15 protein-coding genes are annotated in these 16202 nt (G+C 39.1%); 9 read left to right on the top strand and 6 right to left on the bottom strand.

Features of this window, described 5'->3' with window-relative positions; genetic code table 11:
* The first annotated feature begins 186 nt into the window (after positions 1–186).
* Both GO621_RS16145 and GO621_RS16140 read left to right on the top strand, forming a co-directional pair.
* Complete coding sequence (locus GO621_RS16145) at positions 187–1110, top strand: sensor histidine kinase (RefSeq protein ID WP_198170286.1); 924 nt, start codon at positions 187–189, stop codon at positions 1108–1110.
* A 144-nt stretch (positions 1111–1254) separates the two neighbouring features.
* Positions 1255–1956, top strand: coding sequence for a LytR/AlgR family response regulator transcription factor (locus GO621_RS16140; protein WP_157568919.1), 702 nt, complete (start codon positions 1255–1257; stop codon positions 1954–1956).
* Between the two features lie 17 nt (positions 1957–1973).
* On the opposite strand, the gene GO621_RS19325 is transcribed toward GO621_RS16140, so the two are convergent.
* The 3 genes from GO621_RS19325 to GO621_RS16125 all read right to left on the bottom strand — a co-directional run bounded on the left by GO621_RS19325 (position 1974) and on the right by GO621_RS16125 (position 4059).
* Entirely contained in the window at positions 1974–2726 is a 753-nt protein-coding gene (locus GO621_RS19325; RefSeq protein ID WP_157568917.1) for a pirin family protein, read from the bottom strand.
* Positions 2704–3228 carry a hypothetical protein gene (locus GO621_RS16130; RefSeq protein ID WP_157568915.1) on the bottom strand — a complete coding sequence of 175 codons (525 nt, stop codon included), beginning with the start codon at positions 3226–3228 and terminating at the stop codon, positions 2704–2706. The genes GO621_RS19325 and GO621_RS16130 overlap by 23 nt, the downstream gene beginning before the upstream one ends.
* A gap of 78 nt (positions 3229–3306) precedes the next feature.
* Complete coding sequence (locus GO621_RS16125; RefSeq protein ID WP_157568914.1) at positions 3307–4059, bottom strand: dioxygenase family protein; 753 nt, start codon at positions 4057–4059, stop codon at positions 3307–3309.
* Positions 4060–4571: 512 nt separating this feature from the next.
* Between GO621_RS16125 and GO621_RS16120 the strand changes: the two genes are divergently transcribed.
* Complete coding sequence (locus GO621_RS16120) at positions 4572–5153, top strand: hypothetical protein (RefSeq protein WP_157568913.1); 582 nt, start codon at positions 4572–4574, stop codon at positions 5151–5153.
* A gap of 108 nt (positions 5154–5261) precedes the next feature.
* Here the strand turns inward: GO621_RS16120 and GO621_RS16115 are convergent, their stop codons facing one another.
* From GO621_RS16115 to GO621_RS16105, 3 genes are all read right to left on the bottom strand, one after another.
* The gene (locus tag GO621_RS16115) at positions 5262–6116 is read right to left on the bottom strand and encodes an oxidoreductase (RefSeq protein WP_157568911.1); all 855 of its coding nucleotides are present in this window, start codon (positions 6114–6116) and stop codon (positions 5262–5264) included.
* A 339-nt stretch (positions 6117–6455) separates the two neighbouring features.
* Positions 6456–7355, bottom strand: coding sequence for a glycoside hydrolase family 25 protein (locus GO621_RS16110; protein ID WP_317163461.1), 900 nt, complete (start codon positions 7353–7355; stop codon positions 6456–6458).
* 150 nt (positions 7356–7505) lie between these two features.
* Positions 7506–9113, bottom strand: coding sequence for an ATP-binding protein (locus GO621_RS16105; protein ID WP_157568908.1), 1608 nt, complete (start codon positions 9111–9113; stop codon positions 7506–7508).
* 252 nt (positions 9114–9365) lie between these two features.
* On the opposite strand from GO621_RS16105, the gene GO621_RS19140 reads away from it, so the two are divergent.
* The 6 genes from GO621_RS19140 (at position 9366) to GO621_RS16080 (ending at position 16180) form a co-directional block, all read left to right on the top strand.
* Positions 9366–9617, top strand: coding sequence for a 2-oxoadipate dioxygenase/decarboxylase family protein (locus tag GO621_RS19140; protein WP_232335682.1), 252 nt, complete (start codon positions 9366–9368; stop codon positions 9615–9617).
* The gene (locus tag GO621_RS16100; protein WP_232335681.1) at positions 9562–10266 is read left to right on the top strand and encodes a DUF1338 domain-containing protein; all 705 of its coding nucleotides are present in this window, start codon (positions 9562–9564) and stop codon (positions 10264–10266) included. Before GO621_RS19140 ends, GO621_RS16100 begins: the two co-directional genes overlap by 56 nt.
* Positions 10267–10470: 204 nt before the next feature.
* Entirely contained in the window at positions 10471–12609 is a 2139-nt protein-coding gene (gene dcp, locus GO621_RS16095) for a peptidyl-dipeptidase Dcp (protein WP_157568906.1), read from the top strand.
* Between the two features lie 232 nt (positions 12610–12841).
* Positions 12842–13702, top strand: a complete 861-nt coding sequence (locus tag GO621_RS16090; RefSeq protein WP_157568904.1) for a cupin-like domain-containing protein — start codon at positions 12842–12844, stop codon at positions 13700–13702.
* Between the two features lie 81 nt (positions 13703–13783).
* Entirely contained in the window at positions 13784–15661 is a 1878-nt protein-coding gene (locus GO621_RS16085) for a glycosyltransferase (protein WP_157568903.1), read from the top strand.
* 72 nt (positions 15662–15733) lie between these two features.
* Complete coding sequence (locus tag GO621_RS16080; protein ID WP_157568901.1) at positions 15734–16180, top strand: YbhB/YbcL family Raf kinase inhibitor-like protein; 447 nt, start codon at positions 15734–15736, stop codon at positions 16178–16180.
* Positions 16181–16202 lie beyond the last annotated feature (22 nt).

The raw sequence follows: 16202 nt of genomic DNA, 5'->3' as shown, positions 1-16202 counted from the left end.
TTTAATCGGGGAAGCAGTAACGGTAACATTTTTTCGCTTCTGTTAAACCACCATTACTGGGAATTCTGCATTTGCTATATCCTTATTTTTTACCTGAACAGCCTGTATTTAATACCGGCTTTCTTTCTCCGGAAAAAATACTTCCCCTACTTTACAATCATCCTTATTTTATTTGCTGCAATTTATTTGCTGCAGCCTTTCGACAGGCTTTTATCTAATATGCCTTTTCCTTCCGAAAGGAATACAGGGGATATGCGGCCTGGCGAAAACGGAAGCTATGGCAATGACAGAAGAATGGAAGGGCCGCCTCCCGGAAAAGGTTTTGATCATCCTATACCGCCCCCAGATAAACAATTTGGCGAACGGCCCGAACATCATGGCCCACCAGGAGGGCAGAAGCCTGGCAGGGAACACTTCCGTTATGTGGATACGACCAGTCTTTTTATCTTCGTAATGATCATTGCTTTAAGTACGGCCGTTGAAATTACGCAGCAATGGGGCTTAACAGAACAGCGGGCAACAATAGCCGAAGCCGGCAGGGCAAATGCAGAATTATCGTTTTTAAAAGCACAGATCAATCCGCATTTTTTGTTTAATACGCTTAATAATATTTACACGCTTGCTGTTACCGGAAACGAACATACTGCTGAAAGTATCATGAAACTATCCAACATTATGCGTTATGTAACAGATGAGGTGAGTGAAGATTTTGTACCGCTGCAAAATGAGCTGGAGTGTATTGAAGATTATATCGGGCTGCAACAGTTGCGTATTGGCAGCAAAACGCAGGTAGATTTTACGATCACCGGAAACCCGGTAAATAAAATTATCCCGCCACTTATATTTATGACTTTTATTGAAAATATTTTTAAATACGGCATCAGCAAACAGGAAAACAGTATCTTAAAAATCAGGATTGCGATTGAAGAAAAAACAATAGCCCTGTTTTGCCAGAACCCGGTATTTAATACCAAACTGGATGCAGGCCGGAAGGGAATAGGCATTACCAATACCAGGCAACGGCTTGAACATCTTTATCCGGGTAAATATTCCTTAAATATCAGCCATGAAAATGGACTTTATACAGTAAACCTGGCTTTGCATGCTTAGGTTTTATTGAAAATTATCCTGCCACATTACATGCTTCTTTTACCACCTAAAAATCATCAGATTTATATACTTTTGGTACCGGTATAATTCGGCACCTAAATTAGTGTGCTAAAAGAAGCATCAGTAACCTAAGTGGCTTTATCAATGATGATAAAATGTATTGCAATTGATGACGAGCCGCTGGCTTTGCAATTAATTAGTAGTTATATCGGCAAATTTCCGTTGTTGCAATTGGTGCAAACTTTTGAAGATGCCATAGCAGGGGCAGAGTTTTTAAGGAACCATACCATCGACCTCCTTTTTATTGATATCAATATGCCTGATATTACTGGTATCGAACTGGTTCGCTCACTGCAAAACAAACCGATGGTTATTTTTACCACTGCTTATAAAAATTTTGCTTTCGAAGGTTTTGAACTTGAAGCACTTGATTATTTGCTAAAACCGATTGATATGAAACGGTTTAGCAAAGCAATAGACAAGGCTTTGGATTATTACAGGTACAAGCACGGCATTCGCGACCAATCGCAGGCAGAAAGTTTGTACGTGTATTCGGAGTACCGGATGATTAAAATCAACCTGAATGATATTGAGTATATTGAAAGTATGGAAGATTATATCAAAATCCATACGAAGGCAGAAAAGCCTGTGCTAACATTAATGTCGTTAAAAAAAGTATTGGAAAAATTACCTGCGGAAGATTTTAAGCGTATCCACAGAAGTTTTATTGTAGCAGTAAACAAGATCAGGTCGATACAAAACCGGAAAGTGCAGCTTACTACTGCCGAGCTTCCTGTAAGTGATACTTATATTGATAGTATCCGTAACTTGATTAAAAAAAAGTAACTACATATTTTTCAAAATCAGGCAGCTATATTTTCGCCTGCCATTTCTATTATTAATATAATTGCCTGATTACTTAACGCTTCCAGGTCTGCTTCCTCCAGTTCCCAAAGAGCTAATCCGTCCCGCTCATGCATTAAACGTCCCTGTAATTCAAAAGCACCATGAATTACAAAAGCAAAAAGTTGAGAAGATTTATTTTTAAGCTTTAAAAGCGCATCTTTTCTGCCTTCAAAACGGCCGATATAAATAGAAAAAGGAGCGGCTGAACTAACTACATCTTCCTCAGTAACTACTTTAATAAGTTTGTTAGAGGTAGCATCGAGATCAAACCCGAACATTTTGCTAAAAAGAATATCAGTTTTTGTATCTGCCTTTAATTGCAAATGCAAAAAATTAATCCAGTCGCCTTCAAAAGGATTTATAAGCTCAGCAGCACTTCCTGTCGATTGGTACTTTATAAAAATTTGTCCGGCATCAACAGTTACAGCATTGCTGTTTTGACCTTTATAAATTACTTCTCCCGTTATCGGAATGATAATAATATATTCAGATTGTTTAAAGCTAATGTTTACTGAACGATTTGCAGCCAGTATCTGATCGTTTAAAACCTCTAATTTATCAAAAGCTTTGCGATGCTCTTCAAAGTAACCAGCATAATTAAAAGTGCTGTACCTTCTAAAAGCACTGGTTTCTAAAACGCCGCGCTGGTCTGCCAGGTAAATTTGGCCGTGAGAAATAGCATCCATTTCAAATACTGTTTTTAATGGCACAAATATTTAAATAAGGCTGTAGCTGGAAAAGGTGGGTTAGCAGTTCGTTATCCTGTGGCTTCAATTGTGCATCCGGCCCATGATGATAGTTGGATACCAGCAAATAATTTCCTACTGTTTCATGCCAGATAAGGTTAGAATAAAAATTAATGCCTACCTGGTGTTTGCTTTTATCATTCATATCAGAATTAATCAATTCAAACTTAAATTGATTAAACTTCAGAAACCTTCTTCCGATGTTGTTTAAAATATCAGGAACAATAGAATCCAATTGCTGCACGTAACCAGTAATAGATGGTGTAACTAAGCCTGTCAGCCGTTCTGCATGTGGAATATTTCTAATTAATTCTGCATAAGAACTGAATGGTGTTCCCCGATTAAAGTTTTGGGCCTGCATTTTAAATTCTACAAAAGAATCTTCAAATACCAGTTTGTCCCATTGTTTTATTGCGTTTACATCAATAATTTTTCTGTACTGAAGTGTTATGATACGTGCGGTCATTATTTAAAAAGATACCCCCTATAGGAGAGCCTTTAGCGTCTTTGGCAGAAGTAGGATTAACAAGGTAGAATTTAAGGTTTAAGCAGGTATGCTCATGGTAATGGATAATACAAATCCGTCAGTAGTATTTCCGGTAACGGTTGCCAGTTCCAAGCCTGCGCTGTCATCGCTAAATACACTGTCCTGCGCGTTATAAGTATAACCCGTCATGCCCTTTTTATAACCATTAACAGCTAATAAGGCGCTTCCTGTTCCTTCCGGAAAACAAACCTGTGTTACTTTTAACGAAGTGCCGGCAGCATTGTAAATATGGACATGGATATGCGTAGCACGACTTTGGTACCAACCGGGAAAGATAGAGGTAAACGTAACCAAACCATTAGCATCTGTGGTTTGCCTGCCCCGCAAAAAATGTACAGAAGTGTAATTGGTAGATTGCATACTGGTGCCGCCGTATTCAGAATAATTACCTTCTGCATCACAATGCCAAATATCTACCAAAGCACCTGAAAGTGGGTTACAACTGTTATTGCTGTTGTTGATTGTAAATTTAGCCGTTAATTTATAACCTGTTCTGCCATCCGTAATATCACTCCTAACATAAGAAGCAGGTGTTTTGGATGGAAAAGGGCCTTCGGTTTCTGTTTCAATTACACTGCAAGTGCTGCTACCCGATGAGCTGGAAGATGACGAGGCTGTTGTTGATGACGAAGTTGTTGTGCTGCTGCCGGTAGCTGTTATGGCATCAGTATCTTTCTTACAACTATCAACGAGAACAGAAGTAGATACAGTGCCAATAATCAGGCTTCTTAAAAAATTCTTTCTTTCCATTATTATATCTTCTTTGAGTTTATAAATTTGATATATGCTGGTTCAAAAATAATCCTAAAGAAATGTGCCTGATTAAATGTATCGGTAAAAGAAGTGTTTGTGCCGATGGATGAGTTTCCGGCAGGTTAAGCGACCCGTTTTTTAATTATTAAACTTTGCCCTATTCTTAGTGCTTTTTTTCCTGATGAGCCTACAACTATAAGGTGTAAAGGCTTTTTCTTTAAGCCTTTGTTTTGCTTTTTCTTTTTTTTGGGATACAGTAGAGCGGTTACTTTTATCGAAAGTAAGTTTTTAACCGGGAAAGTTGAAAGCTGCGGAAGGACAATAAAAGAACATTTGTTTTCTTTCGGGAAATAATTATTCTTTTTTACGATCCATTTGTTCAATCCCGGAAAACGGACAGAAGTAGCATTTCAATTCTATATCGCAAATGCTTTTTTTACTGGCATTTTTATTGGCTGATTGTTACCGGAACCAATAAAAGTCTAAGTTTTAATAATAGAAATCGCCCCTTGAAAAAACTATTACTATTTTGTTTATCGGCATTAGCATTGGTAAGTTGTAAAAAATCCGGGAACGAAGCCGGTCCAACTTCTCTTCCTGTTACCGGAAACTTTACTGCCCTGAATATCAAAACAAACCCTCAGCTTGTTAAGCTTACGGTTAGTTCTAACAAATTAAACATTGTTTATACGGAAGACTTAACGCTGGTGCTGGATTCTAATAGGTTAGCACAAAAGTGTGCAGTACATTTAAAAGAGGATTTTACCGGAACAACTTTAGCCAATTTTGATTACCAATCTCTAACTAAATACGGTGTTAACGCTACCAATTGGGTAGATGATAACTTGAATAATATGGTAGTAAACAGCAGCAAGGATACTTTAATTGCCGGCAAAATGTTTGTGAAGAAAAGGATCACGCGTTCTTTTATCTATCAAAAAATTTATAATTCTTCAGACGATGCAAGTATGGCGTTAAACCAGTTGCTTAAACAAAAGGATATTATCACTTTCTCTGCTTATTATGCACCAACCGATACAGAAACAGCAGCTACTTCTAATACAGCTATGCTCAATTATGTAAAAATGTAAGCTGGTTATTTTAATAAATTAGTTTCTACAACAGTGCTCTTTTTAAAACAAAAACCTGAAGTTTTTATCAAACTTCAGGTTTTTTAATACCCAAACTAAGCTTCTAATTTACCTTTCAGGTTCAGGGAAATCTGCACTAAGTGTAAGCTCTTTCCAGGCTTCAAAATTTTCTTTAAGCATCTCTGTTTTCTCCAATGCCATTTTAAAAGCAGGCTCGCCTAATAATAACCGAAGTTGGTGTTTATCAGATTCCACCGCTTTAATAATAGCCTCGCATCCTCTAACCGGGTCTCCCTGCTGCTTGCCGCTTCCTTTCTGGCTGGCTTGCATCCGTGCATCTACAGTGTCTTTGTAATCGGCTATTTTTACCGGGGTCCTGCTTGTTGACCGCCCTGCCCAGTCTGTACGGAAAGGCCCTGGTTCAACAATTAATATTTTTATTCCCAATGGCGCTACTTCCTGTGCCAAAGATTCTGATAAACCTTCTACAGCAAATTTAGTAGCGTGATAATAACCTGTTGCTGTAAAAGCCCTCAACCCACCGATAGAAGAGAAATTAACAATATGCCCGGACCGTTTTTCGCGCATGCCTGGCAATACAGCTTGCGTCATGTTTACCAGACCAAAAAAGTTGACTTCAAACTGGTTCCTGATCTTTTCTTCTTCGCCTTCTTCTACACTGCTGAAGTAACCGTAGCCTGCATTGTTTACCAGAACGTCAATCTTGCCAAAAACTTCTTCTGCTTTGGTTACCGCGGATGATACCTGGGTTTTATCGGTTACATCAAGCGGTAATACGAGTGATGTATTTTCATAACCTTCGGCGATGTCTTTAACCTGGTCAATATTTCTGGCGGTAATTACTGCATTCCAGCCTCTGCCTAATATTAATTTAGCCAGCTCTCGTCCAAAACCTGTAGAGCAGCCGGTGATAAACCAAACCGGTTTATTTGTTTTTTCCATGATGATATATTTACTATTAATCCTTTTTTAATTGCTAAATGGTTAGCAATAGTGTTACAACACTAATTAATCGTGGGTGTTTAGGATAATCGCTTTTTGCTAAACCTCCTTTTTAATCGTGGCGCTGTTAGTTTTTTAAATGCTTTTTTTATGGGGTAAAAATTGTTTTTGGCTGAGCATGAGCTATCATAAATTATAGGCATAAAAGAAGTATCAGCATTAGATGTTAAAAATGGCGATGCTGTTTTTATCAGATAAAAATCTGTGCTGTTAATTTTATGCCGGTAAAAGAAGCATGGAAATAAGCTGTAGCAATTAACAAATTTTATCGCTTTTTAATTAGGGGACAAGTAATCTTTGAAAGTCTTGGTCATCACCTTTAAAAGCATTAAAATCAACAACATGGTTAATGCCATTTACTTTGGCTTTGTCTGAATGCTGCCAAAACCACCAGTTAGTTGCAGGATTGATTTTTAAATGATCTTGGTAATAATGGGCAATCCAAAAAGGGTAGCTGTCAAAATAGCCCGATAAATAATCCTGATAAAAGCTCAATCCGGAATAAATAATGGGTTTTGCATGGGTTTTCTTTTCCAGGTAATCCAGAAATTTTTTTAATTCTTTCCGCATCTGGTCAGGAGGTACGCCATCCAATTCTTCAATATCAACAACCATTGGTAAATCGCCTTTTTCCAGATCAACATTCTGTAAAAAGAAACGCGCCTGCCAGGTACCATTTTTTTGCGGCCTGAAAAAATGGTAAGCGCCGCATACCAGTCCAACTTTTGGTGCTTCCCGCCAGTTGCGTTTAAAATAAGGGTCAACCGTTAGCAAACCTTCAGTGGCCTTAATAAATACGAAACTGATGTGTACGCTGTCTTCCTGCATAGCCTTTACCTGGTACCAGTCGATCTTGCCCTGGGCATAAGAAACATCAATGCCATGGATGCTGTATTTTTTGGGGATACGGATGTCAAAACTTCGGTAAGTACGGTAATTAGGGTTCTCTCCGATGTCCCTTATCCACCGCCAGGCAGCAGTAAAGGTTTTAACGATATAGCCGTAATAAAAAGGCGAAAGCAGTACAAGCAGTATTCCGGCAAGAACAATTTTCCATGGAAAAGCAGATACCTGTTTTTTGTTTCCTTTCTTTTTGACAGGTGCTTTTTTCTTTACAGCAGCTTTTCTTTTAATTGGCGTTTTCTGGCTTGCCTGAGGCCTTTTATTTGGAGGGGTCACCGGCTGCAAAAGTAAAAAAATAACTTATTAGAGATAATTAAAGCATGAACGCATGCCCGGTATTTAAATCTCCCCAACTCTTTTGTAATTTTTATTAAACGTTAGCCATTTTTATTAACAGGTGCAGCAAAAGGGCCATAACCTTAATTTTCAGGATAATGGCAGCGTAAACCAAAAGGTACTGCCTTTTCCCGGCTTGCTCTCCACACCAATTTCTGTACCATGTTTTTTGATGATCTCGGCGCATATATACAGCCCAAGTCCAAGGCCCGAAAACTGAATGCCGCTATAATCAGCACGATAGTAACGGTCGAATAAATGCGGTAACTTATCATTAGGTATGCCTGGCCCGCTATCCTTAACCGAAATTTTTGCAAATTTTTCTAACTTCTCAATATTGATACAAATCTCCTTAGAATCGGGTGCATATTTTACTGCATTGTTAACTATGTTTACTACTACCTGATCAATCTGATGTTCATCTGCACATATTTGCAGGGCAATATCTCCTTTCAAAGTAATTGCGTGTGTTCCTGTAGTACGAATGTGGTGGCAGCAATCATTAATCATATTTGCAATGGTAAAATTAGTCTTCCTAAGCTGTAACTGTCCCTGGGAAATGCGGTTAGTGTTTAGTAAATCATTAATCAGGCTGCTTAATTTATACAGGCTTCTGTTAGATTGGTCAATTAGTTTAGAAAGCATAACCGGCGAAGGGTTATTCTTCATCCGGTTTAAAATCTGCATAGAGGCTTTAAGGCTGGTAACCGGCGTTTTAAGCTCATGGCTGGCAATGCTGATAAATTCCTCTTTCTGCTGCAAAAGTTTTCTCCTGTTGGTTACGTCCATAAACGTGCCGATACCTCCTGTAATTTTACCATCAGAATCAATAATAGGGGCCGCATTAATGGAGATATAGAAACGTTCTTTATCAGGCGGCTGTACAGCAATTTCACAATCATACACAGCTAAACCAGTATTTAGCATTACAGCCATCGGATGATCGGCCTCCGGTAATGGCGAGCCATCTATCCTCAGGTTTTGCCATTTAGAATCGTCAAAAGTGCGTTCTTTAATCGCACTTTCTTTAAGCCCTAGAATTTTTTGCGCCATCGGATTGGCATAAGTTAGCTGGCCATCAGTATCAATAATACCTACCCCTTCTGCCATGGTATCGAGTATGCCTTGTAAACGTTGTTCGCTGGCAGCAAGTTTTTCGTTAATGGCTTTTTGCTTTTCTGTTTCGCGGATCGTAGCCAGGCGTAATTCGGTTTGTTCCATCGCTACTTTTGCCAGTCCTTGCAATACTTCCTTTTCGTATGCCGAAAAAGTACGCGGGGTGGTATCCACAATGCACATAGTCCCTATTATAAAACCATCAGGTGTTATCAAGGGCGATCCGGCATAAAAACGCATATTTTCCGGCCCATGTACAAAAGGGTTTGTAGCCAGTAAAGGTTCTTCCAGGGTATCTTCAAATACCGTTGTTCCGGAATCAAGAATGGCCAGTGCACAAATACTGTCTTTTCTGTCAACCAAAACCAGATTACTTAAACCTATGCTAGCTTTAATAAACTCTTGTTCTGCATTTAAAAAAGAAACATGGGCAATGGGAGATTTGAATATAGTTTTTGCAAGTTCTGCTATGTTGTTAAATGCCTGTTCAGACGAGGTGTTAAAAATACGGTACCGGTTTAGTGCCTCCACACGTTCAGCATCGTTACCTGGAATAAGATTGATGCCAGCGGTTTGTTCCATAAGTTTAAACACAGGTTAAGTAATGAAAATTATAATACGCTTTTTTACGGAAATATTGGCTTACAGTTTAACTTAAAAATTAAAAGAATGGAATGGATAAGGGGGATTTTAAATTTATACTAAAATTAATGCTTCTTTTATACCTGTTTTTTTAGGTTGTTTTCTAAAACTGATGCAAAACTACTGCTATTTACCACATTTATTGCAGTTACCTTCGTTGATAAAGCGCTATAAATATCGATCTTTAATTTTATGAAATTTAACTATCATACACCTTTAGATACCTTTTTAAATACGTTGTTTGATCGTTACCAGGCAAAAGTTCCTGCAGTAAAAAAGATCACAGATGCATTAATTGAACGGGGAGTAGTTGGCGCTCAGCAGGAAATTGTTAATGATCATATTGCTTTCCGTACGCTTGGTGCCCCTAATTTAGGCATCCAATCTTTTGAGAAGATTTTTTTGCATCACGGGTATCAAAAAAAAAGACTATTATTATTTTGAAGGGAAAAAGCTGAATGCTTATTGGTATGCGCCTCCGTCGGAAGAATATCCGCGGATATTTATGAGTGAGCTTGTGGTAGATAAACTTTCAGAAAAAGCCCAACAAATAATCCATCGTTATACAGAACTTATAAAATCTGATCCTGTTGCTCAGCTGGATTTAAATAACGGACAGCAGATTGGCGAATTTTTCCACCAATCACTCTGGCAACTGCCAACCAGGCAAGATTATTTAGCGCTTTTGGAAGAAAGTGAATATGCAGCATGGGTAATTTATAACCGCTATTACCTTAACCACTACACCATCAGTGTTCATGCTTTAAAAGAAGGCTATAACACTCTTGCTAAATTTGATGATTTTGTAGAAGGGTTAGGCATTCAATTAAACACATCCGGCGGAAAGATTAAGGTGAGCGAAGATGGCCTGCTACTGCAAAGCAGTACAATGGCCGAAATGCAGGAAGCATCTTTTGCGGGCAGTGAAACGCTGAGTATTGCAGGAAGTTATGTAGAATTTGCAGAAAGGCTGGTTTTGCCAGAGTTTAAACATTTGTTGCCTCATCAAATAACATCAAAACACAGGAGGGACGGCTTTGAAACAAACAATGCAGATAAGATTTTTGAGAGCACTTATATCAAAACAAACTGATTGTTGATTATGCTTCTTTTATGCACTGTTTTTTGCTTTCTGCTGATACAAAAAGCATGAAAACCTTGATGATTTTTGTGTGATAAAAGAAGCATGAAAAAGATTATCGAAATAAATTTAAACTTGCCTTTATTAAATTTCAATATTTGAAGCAGAATTGTATTACTTTATTAAATATTGAAAACAGATAAGAATTACCTAAAAATGAACAAATCAGCCTGTTTTACTTTGCTTGGCATTTTAGCCCTTTCGGGGATGGGAAATGGCGTTGCAGTTGCTCAGGGCACTGCTGGACTGCCGGCTTCCAATCCTTTTTTTGCAGCCAGTACGTTGGCTTTTCAAGCTCCTGCTTTTGATAAGATCAAAAACAGCGATTTTAAACCGGCCATGGAAGAAGGCATGAAACAACAACTGGCAGAAATACAAAAAATAGCCAATAACCCTGCTGCGCCTACTTTTGAAAACACATTTGTTTCGATGGAAAAAAGCGGCCGCTTATTAAAAAGGACAGATGCCGTATTTAGTGTGCTTACGGGGGCAAATACCAATCCCGAACTGCAAAAGGTTGAAGAGGAGGAAGCGCCAAAGCTTGCGGCCAATAACGATGCCATTTACCTCAACACAAAACTTTTTAAACGGGTAGAAAGTCTTTACCAGAAACGTAATCAGCTTAAACTGGATGCAGAGTCCTTGCGTTTGGTGGAATTTTACTACCAGAATTTTGTAATGGCCGGTGCGCAGTTGCCCGAAACAGATAAAGAAACACTAAAAAAACTAAACCAGGAAGAAGCTTCTTTAAGGGCTAAATTTGGTACACAGCTACTGGCGGGAACCAAAGCAGGCGCATTGGTTGTAAATGATAAAGCCGAACTGGCAGGCCTATCGGCAGGCGCGATAGAAGCGGCTGCCCAAAATGCTAAAGCTGCCGGTATGCCCGGTAAATGGCTTATTTCTTTGCAAAACACTACCCAGCAGCCCGAACTGCAATCTCTTTCAAACCGTGCAACCCGTCAGAAACTTTTTGAAGCTTCCTGGACACGGACCGAAAAAGGCGATGCTAATGATACACGCGCAACTATTGTACGCATTGCACAAATCCGGGCACAAAAAGCTAAACTATTAGGCTTCCCTAATTATGCTGCATGGAAACTGCAAAACCAGATGGCTAAAACACCACAAGCGGTAGAGCAATTTTTAAGTCAGGTTGCACCGCCAACTATAGTTGGCGCTAAAAAGGAAGCGGCAGATATTCAGGCGGTAATAGATCAGCAGCATGGTGGTTTCCAGTTGCAGCCTTGGGACTGGAACTATTACGCCGAGCAGGTACGAAAGGCAAAGTTCGACTTAGACCAGAACCAGGTGAAACCTTATCTCGAAATAGATCATGTGCTTCGCAATGGCGTTTTTTATGCAGCTAATCAGCTTTATGGTTTAACTTTTAAAGAACGAAAAGATTTGCCGGTTTGGCAGCCTGATGTTCGTGTTTTTGATGTTTTTGATAAAGATGGCAGCCAGATCGGTTTATTTTATTGTGATTACTTCAAAAGAGATAATAAACGTGGCGGCGCCTGGATGAGCAATATGGTAGGCCAGTCTAAATTACTGGGCACTAAACCTGTTATTTATAATGTTGCCAATTTAACCAAGCCTGCTCCCGGCCAGCCAGCCTTGCTTAATTTTGAAGAGGTAAGAACAATGTTCCACGAGTTTGGCCATGCGCTTCATGGCATGTTCGCCAGTCAGCAGTATCCAAGCCTTTCGGGTACCAGCACGGCACGTGATTTTGTAGAATTTCCTTCGCAATTTAACGAACATTGGGCATTAGACCCGAAAGTGTTAAAACATTATGCTGTCCATTACAAAACCGGAGAGCCTATGCCACAGGAACTGGTAGATAAAATAAAGAAAGCAGCTACTTTTAACCAGGGCTATGGTACAGCAGAATTATTAGCAGCCGATTATCTGGATTTAGCGTGGCATACCATTCCGGCAGGTACACAAATACCCGATGTAGATAAATTTGAAGCAGATGCCTTGCACAAAACCGGCGTAGATTTACCGCAAATACCGCCGCGCTACCGCTCTACTTACTATTCGCATATTTGGGGAAGCGGTTATGCAGCAGGTTATTATGCTTATATGTGGACTTCCATGTTAGATAATGATGCTTATTCCTGGTTTGAAGAACACGGTGGTTTAACGCGGGAGAACGGCCAGCGTTTTCGGGATATGATTTTATCGCGAGGGAATACAGAAGATTTGGGTAAGATGTTCCGGGATTTTCGAGGCCATGATCCAGATATCCGCCCAATGTTAATTAACCGTGGATTGATAACAAAATAAAGTTATCTATCCTGATTGAAATGCCTTTAAGCGAAATCTTAGAGGCATTTTTTATGAAGTGTAAAAAAAGAAAAAAGATGTCAATAAAAATATTCATGCTTCTTTTATCAACCTAAAATTGTTGCCATAACCAGAATTTTTGGGCGATAAAAGAAGCATCACCAAAATATCCTCACCCAAAACCTAAGCCCGTTTTTTACGTAAACAGCTAACCTTTAAACAGGTTAGAACAATGGAAATTCAAAAAAAAGGAGCAGTTTCTTATCAGGAGTTTATGGAAGAACATTATCTTCCGGGCATACCTTTGGTTTTTAAAAATGCTTCCAGTATCTGGAAAGCAAACGGATTATTTAATCCGGATTGGTTCCGAAAAAACTACGGCGACCGTAAAACGATTGTAAAAGGCAACGAGTATAATATGCAGGAAATTATGGATTTGGTAGAAAACAGCACCGCCGAAAACCCTGCGCCTTATCCTTGTAAATATGATATTGGTGAGCAATTGCCAGAGTTGCTACCGCTAATTAGTCCAATTGGAATGAACTATGCCAACCCAAACTGGTTCGATAATAAGTTATTTAAACTTGGCCATTGGGGAAATGCAATCGAGCTTTTTATTGGAGGCCCCGGAGGAAAATTTCCCTATTTGCATTTGGATTTCTATCATTTAAATGCCTGGATTACCCAATTATTTGGCGATAAACAATTTACCGTTTTTCCACGCGGACAGGATAAATACCTGTATCCGGATCCCGAAAACCCCTGGAAATCTAATCTCAATATTTTTGAGCCGGATTACGAGAAATTCCCGGAGTTTAAAAAAGCAACACCTATAACTTTTACCGTTCATGCCGGCGAAACTTTGTTTATTCCTTTCGGTTTGTGGCATACGGCGCATTCGTTAACGCCAACTATTTCTGTTGCTTTTGATCAGTTAAACAGTAAAAATTATCCTGAATTTTTAAAAGATGTATGGAATTTCAAAAAACAGGAAAGCACTATTAAGGCTGTAGCTATGTATAGTTATGCTTTTGTAGCGGGTTTAGGTTGTAAAATAAGCGATTCGATGGCAGCTAAAAAAGCAGTCCGCTGATTATTGTCAATACTGTTTTTATCATACTTTTTCTCTATTGCTAATACAAACAAATCAATAAAAAACATAGTTTAGCAGGTCATGAGTGAAAGTGACCGTAAACGAAGTATTTCCGTTTTGATGCCTGTGTATAATCAGGCGAGTTTTATAAACAGGGCGATAGAAAGTTTAATCTTACAAAGTCATACCCATTGGGAACTTATTATTATTAATGATGGTTCTACCGATGATCTTCAGAAAATAATTACGCCATATTTAAATCATCCACAAATCAGTTATTTCGAAAAAGAAGTAAATACAGGCTTGGGCGCAGCATTAAATTTAGCTTTAGAAAAAGCGCAACATCATTTAATTGCTTATTTGCCTGCGGATGACATTTATTACAAAAATCACCTGCAATCTTTGCTGGATAAATTGGAAGAAAAGGAGGAAAACGTTCTTGCTTTTTCCGGAATCCGCCATCATTACAACCGAACTTGTACCGGAAAATTAGAAGGTTTCTGGTTGCAATTAGTACAATGTCTCCACAAAAAAACAGAAGACCGTTGGATAGAACGAGATGAGTTAGTTACCGATGATTTAGGCCGGATGTTCTGGAATAAATTAGCGGTAAAAGGAGCATTTGCAGCAACCGAAAAAGTAAGTTGCGAGTGGGTCGATCATCCAAATCAACGCTATAAAATTATCCAGGAACCGGTTGGCGGTATCAATCCTTACAAATTATATTACCACGTAAAACAGCCTTTGCGCTACCATACCACAGTTGGAAATTATATTGATGAGATCAGTTATTATGAACCTTTCCGCCAGAAACGCGACGATGCTTCTTTTACCGGCCTAAAAATAGTATTGGTTGGCGAGCTGGCTTATAATGCCGAGCGCATTGTTGCTTTTGAAGAGCAAGGCCACAAATTATATGGTTTGTGGATGCGCGATCCGTATTGGTACAACAATGTTGGCCCGCTGCCTTTTGGTAATGTAACCGATATTCCTTACGAAAATTGGCAACAAACTTTAGCTGAACTCAAACCGGATATTATTTACGGACAATTAAACTGGCAAGCCGTTCCTTTTGCGCATGAAATTTTAATGGCTGATACGGGCATTCCGTTCGTCTGGAATTTTAAAGAAGGGCCTTTTATTTGCATGGAAAAAGGGACCTGGCCGCAAATGATGGATTTATACACCAAATCCGATGGACAAATTTACACTAGTCCCGAAATGCGTGATTGGTTTTTACAATTCCTACCAAAAGAATCCGCTGAAACTGCTTTGGTTTTAGATGGAGATCTCCCGAAAAAAGATTGGTTTAAAACTGAATTATCGCCGCTGCTTTCTGAAAAAGATGGTGAACTACATACGGTAGTTCCCGGTCGTCCAATTGGTTTGCATCCGCATACCGTTGTTGAACTGGCCAAACAAAAAATTCACGTTCACTTTTATGGCGATTTTACACACGGACAATGGAAAGAGTGGATCATCAAAACGCAAAAACTGGCGCCTGGTTATTTGCATATCCATCCCAACGTAACGCAGCATAACTGGGTGAAAGAGTTTTCGCAATACGATGCGGGCTGGCTGCATTTTTTCAAAAGCGATAACGAAGGCGAACTGATGAAGGCCAATTGGGACGATTTAAACTATCCGGCACGAATGGCAACTTTAGCTGCTGCCGGTTTGCCGATGTTACAGCGTGATAATAGCGGCCATACCGTTGCCACGCAATCCATCGTAAAAAACCTTGGTTTAGGCTTGTTTTTTAATGATGCTGCTGAGTTAGCCTTGCAATTGCGTGATCAAGAAAAAATGAAACAATTGCGCCAAACCGTTTGGGAAAAACGGATGCTTTTTTCGTTCGATTATCATGTAGAAGAACTGATTGCTTTCTTTAAAAAAGCAATCGAACGCAAAAAACTGCAAGTTATGGATGAAGCAGCGAGCACAATTTTTCATACCTAAAAACAGTATTCGGAGTTATATCTGCTCTAATTTATACCTTCGTCTCTCATAAATATTCAACATCAACCTAACATGAATTTAAAAAGCGTATTCGAATCAAACCAGGAATTTCCTGAACTATTTACCTGTTTAAGTGAAAACATCAACCCGCCATTATTTTTTGAAGATATCCCTGAAGGAACAAAAAGCCTGATTTTAAGCCTGGAAGATACTAATGCTACACCAACAGCATGGATTCACTGGTTGTTATTCAACATTCCGCCAACGATTACCTCAATCAAACAAAACGAAATCCCGGAAGGCGCAACCGAAGGTTTGGCAAACAATAAAAGCTTTGGTTATGAAGGCCCTTGTCCGAAATATTTTTCCGGAACGCATACTTATCTGTTTACTTTAACCGCTTTAGATACCGTTTTGGATATTCCGAAAGCATCAGACAAAACAGCCGTGGAACAAGCTGCGGAAGGACATATCCTGGCAAAAACTGAATTAATCGGTTTGTGTACATCCGACAAATAAATTACCGATAAAAGAAGCATTA

It is taken from the genome of Mucilaginibacter arboris, assembly GCF_009754915.1.
In the GTDB taxonomy this organism is placed as follows: Bacteria; Bacteroidota; Bacteroidia; order Sphingobacteriales; family Sphingobacteriaceae; genus Mucilaginibacter_A; species Mucilaginibacter_A arboris.
This window is presented reverse-complemented; position numbering and strand designations above follow the sequence as displayed.

Coding starts and splice junctions, on each gene's coding strand:
- GO621_RS16105 (WP_157568908.1), bottom strand. CDS start 9,113: ATGGAACAAACCGCTGGCATCAATCTTATTCCAGGTAACGATGCTGAA.
- GO621_RS16125 (WP_157568914.1), bottom strand. CDS start 4,059: ATGGAAAGAAAGAATTTTTTAAGAAGCCTGATTATTGGCACTGTATCT.
- dcp (WP_157568906.1), top strand. CDS start 10,471: ATGAACAAATCAGCCTGTTTTACTTTGCTTGGCATTTTAGCCCTTTCG.
- GO621_RS19140 (WP_232335682.1), top strand. CDS start 9,366: ATGAAATTTAACTATCATACACCTTTAGATACCTTTTTAAATACGTTG.
- GO621_RS16085 (WP_157568903.1), top strand. CDS start 13,784: ATGAGTGAAAGTGACCGTAAACGAAGTATTTCCGTTTTGATGCCTGTG.
- GO621_RS16080 (WP_157568901.1), top strand. CDS start 15,734: ATGAATTTAAAAAGCGTATTCGAATCAAACCAGGAATTTCCTGAACTA.
- GO621_RS16140 (WP_157568919.1), top strand. CDS start 1,255: ATGATGATAAAATGTATTGCAATTGATGACGAGCCGCTGGCTTTGCAA.
- GO621_RS16130 (WP_157568915.1), bottom strand. CDS start 3,228: ATGACCGCACGTATCATAACACTTCAGTACAGAAAAATTATTGATGTA.
- GO621_RS16115 (WP_157568911.1), bottom strand. CDS start 6,116: ATGGAAAAAACAAATAAACCGGTTTGGTTTATCACCGGCTGCTCTACA.
- GO621_RS16090 (WP_157568904.1), top strand. CDS start 12,842: ATGGAAATTCAAAAAAAAGGAGCAGTTTCTTATCAGGAGTTTATGGAA.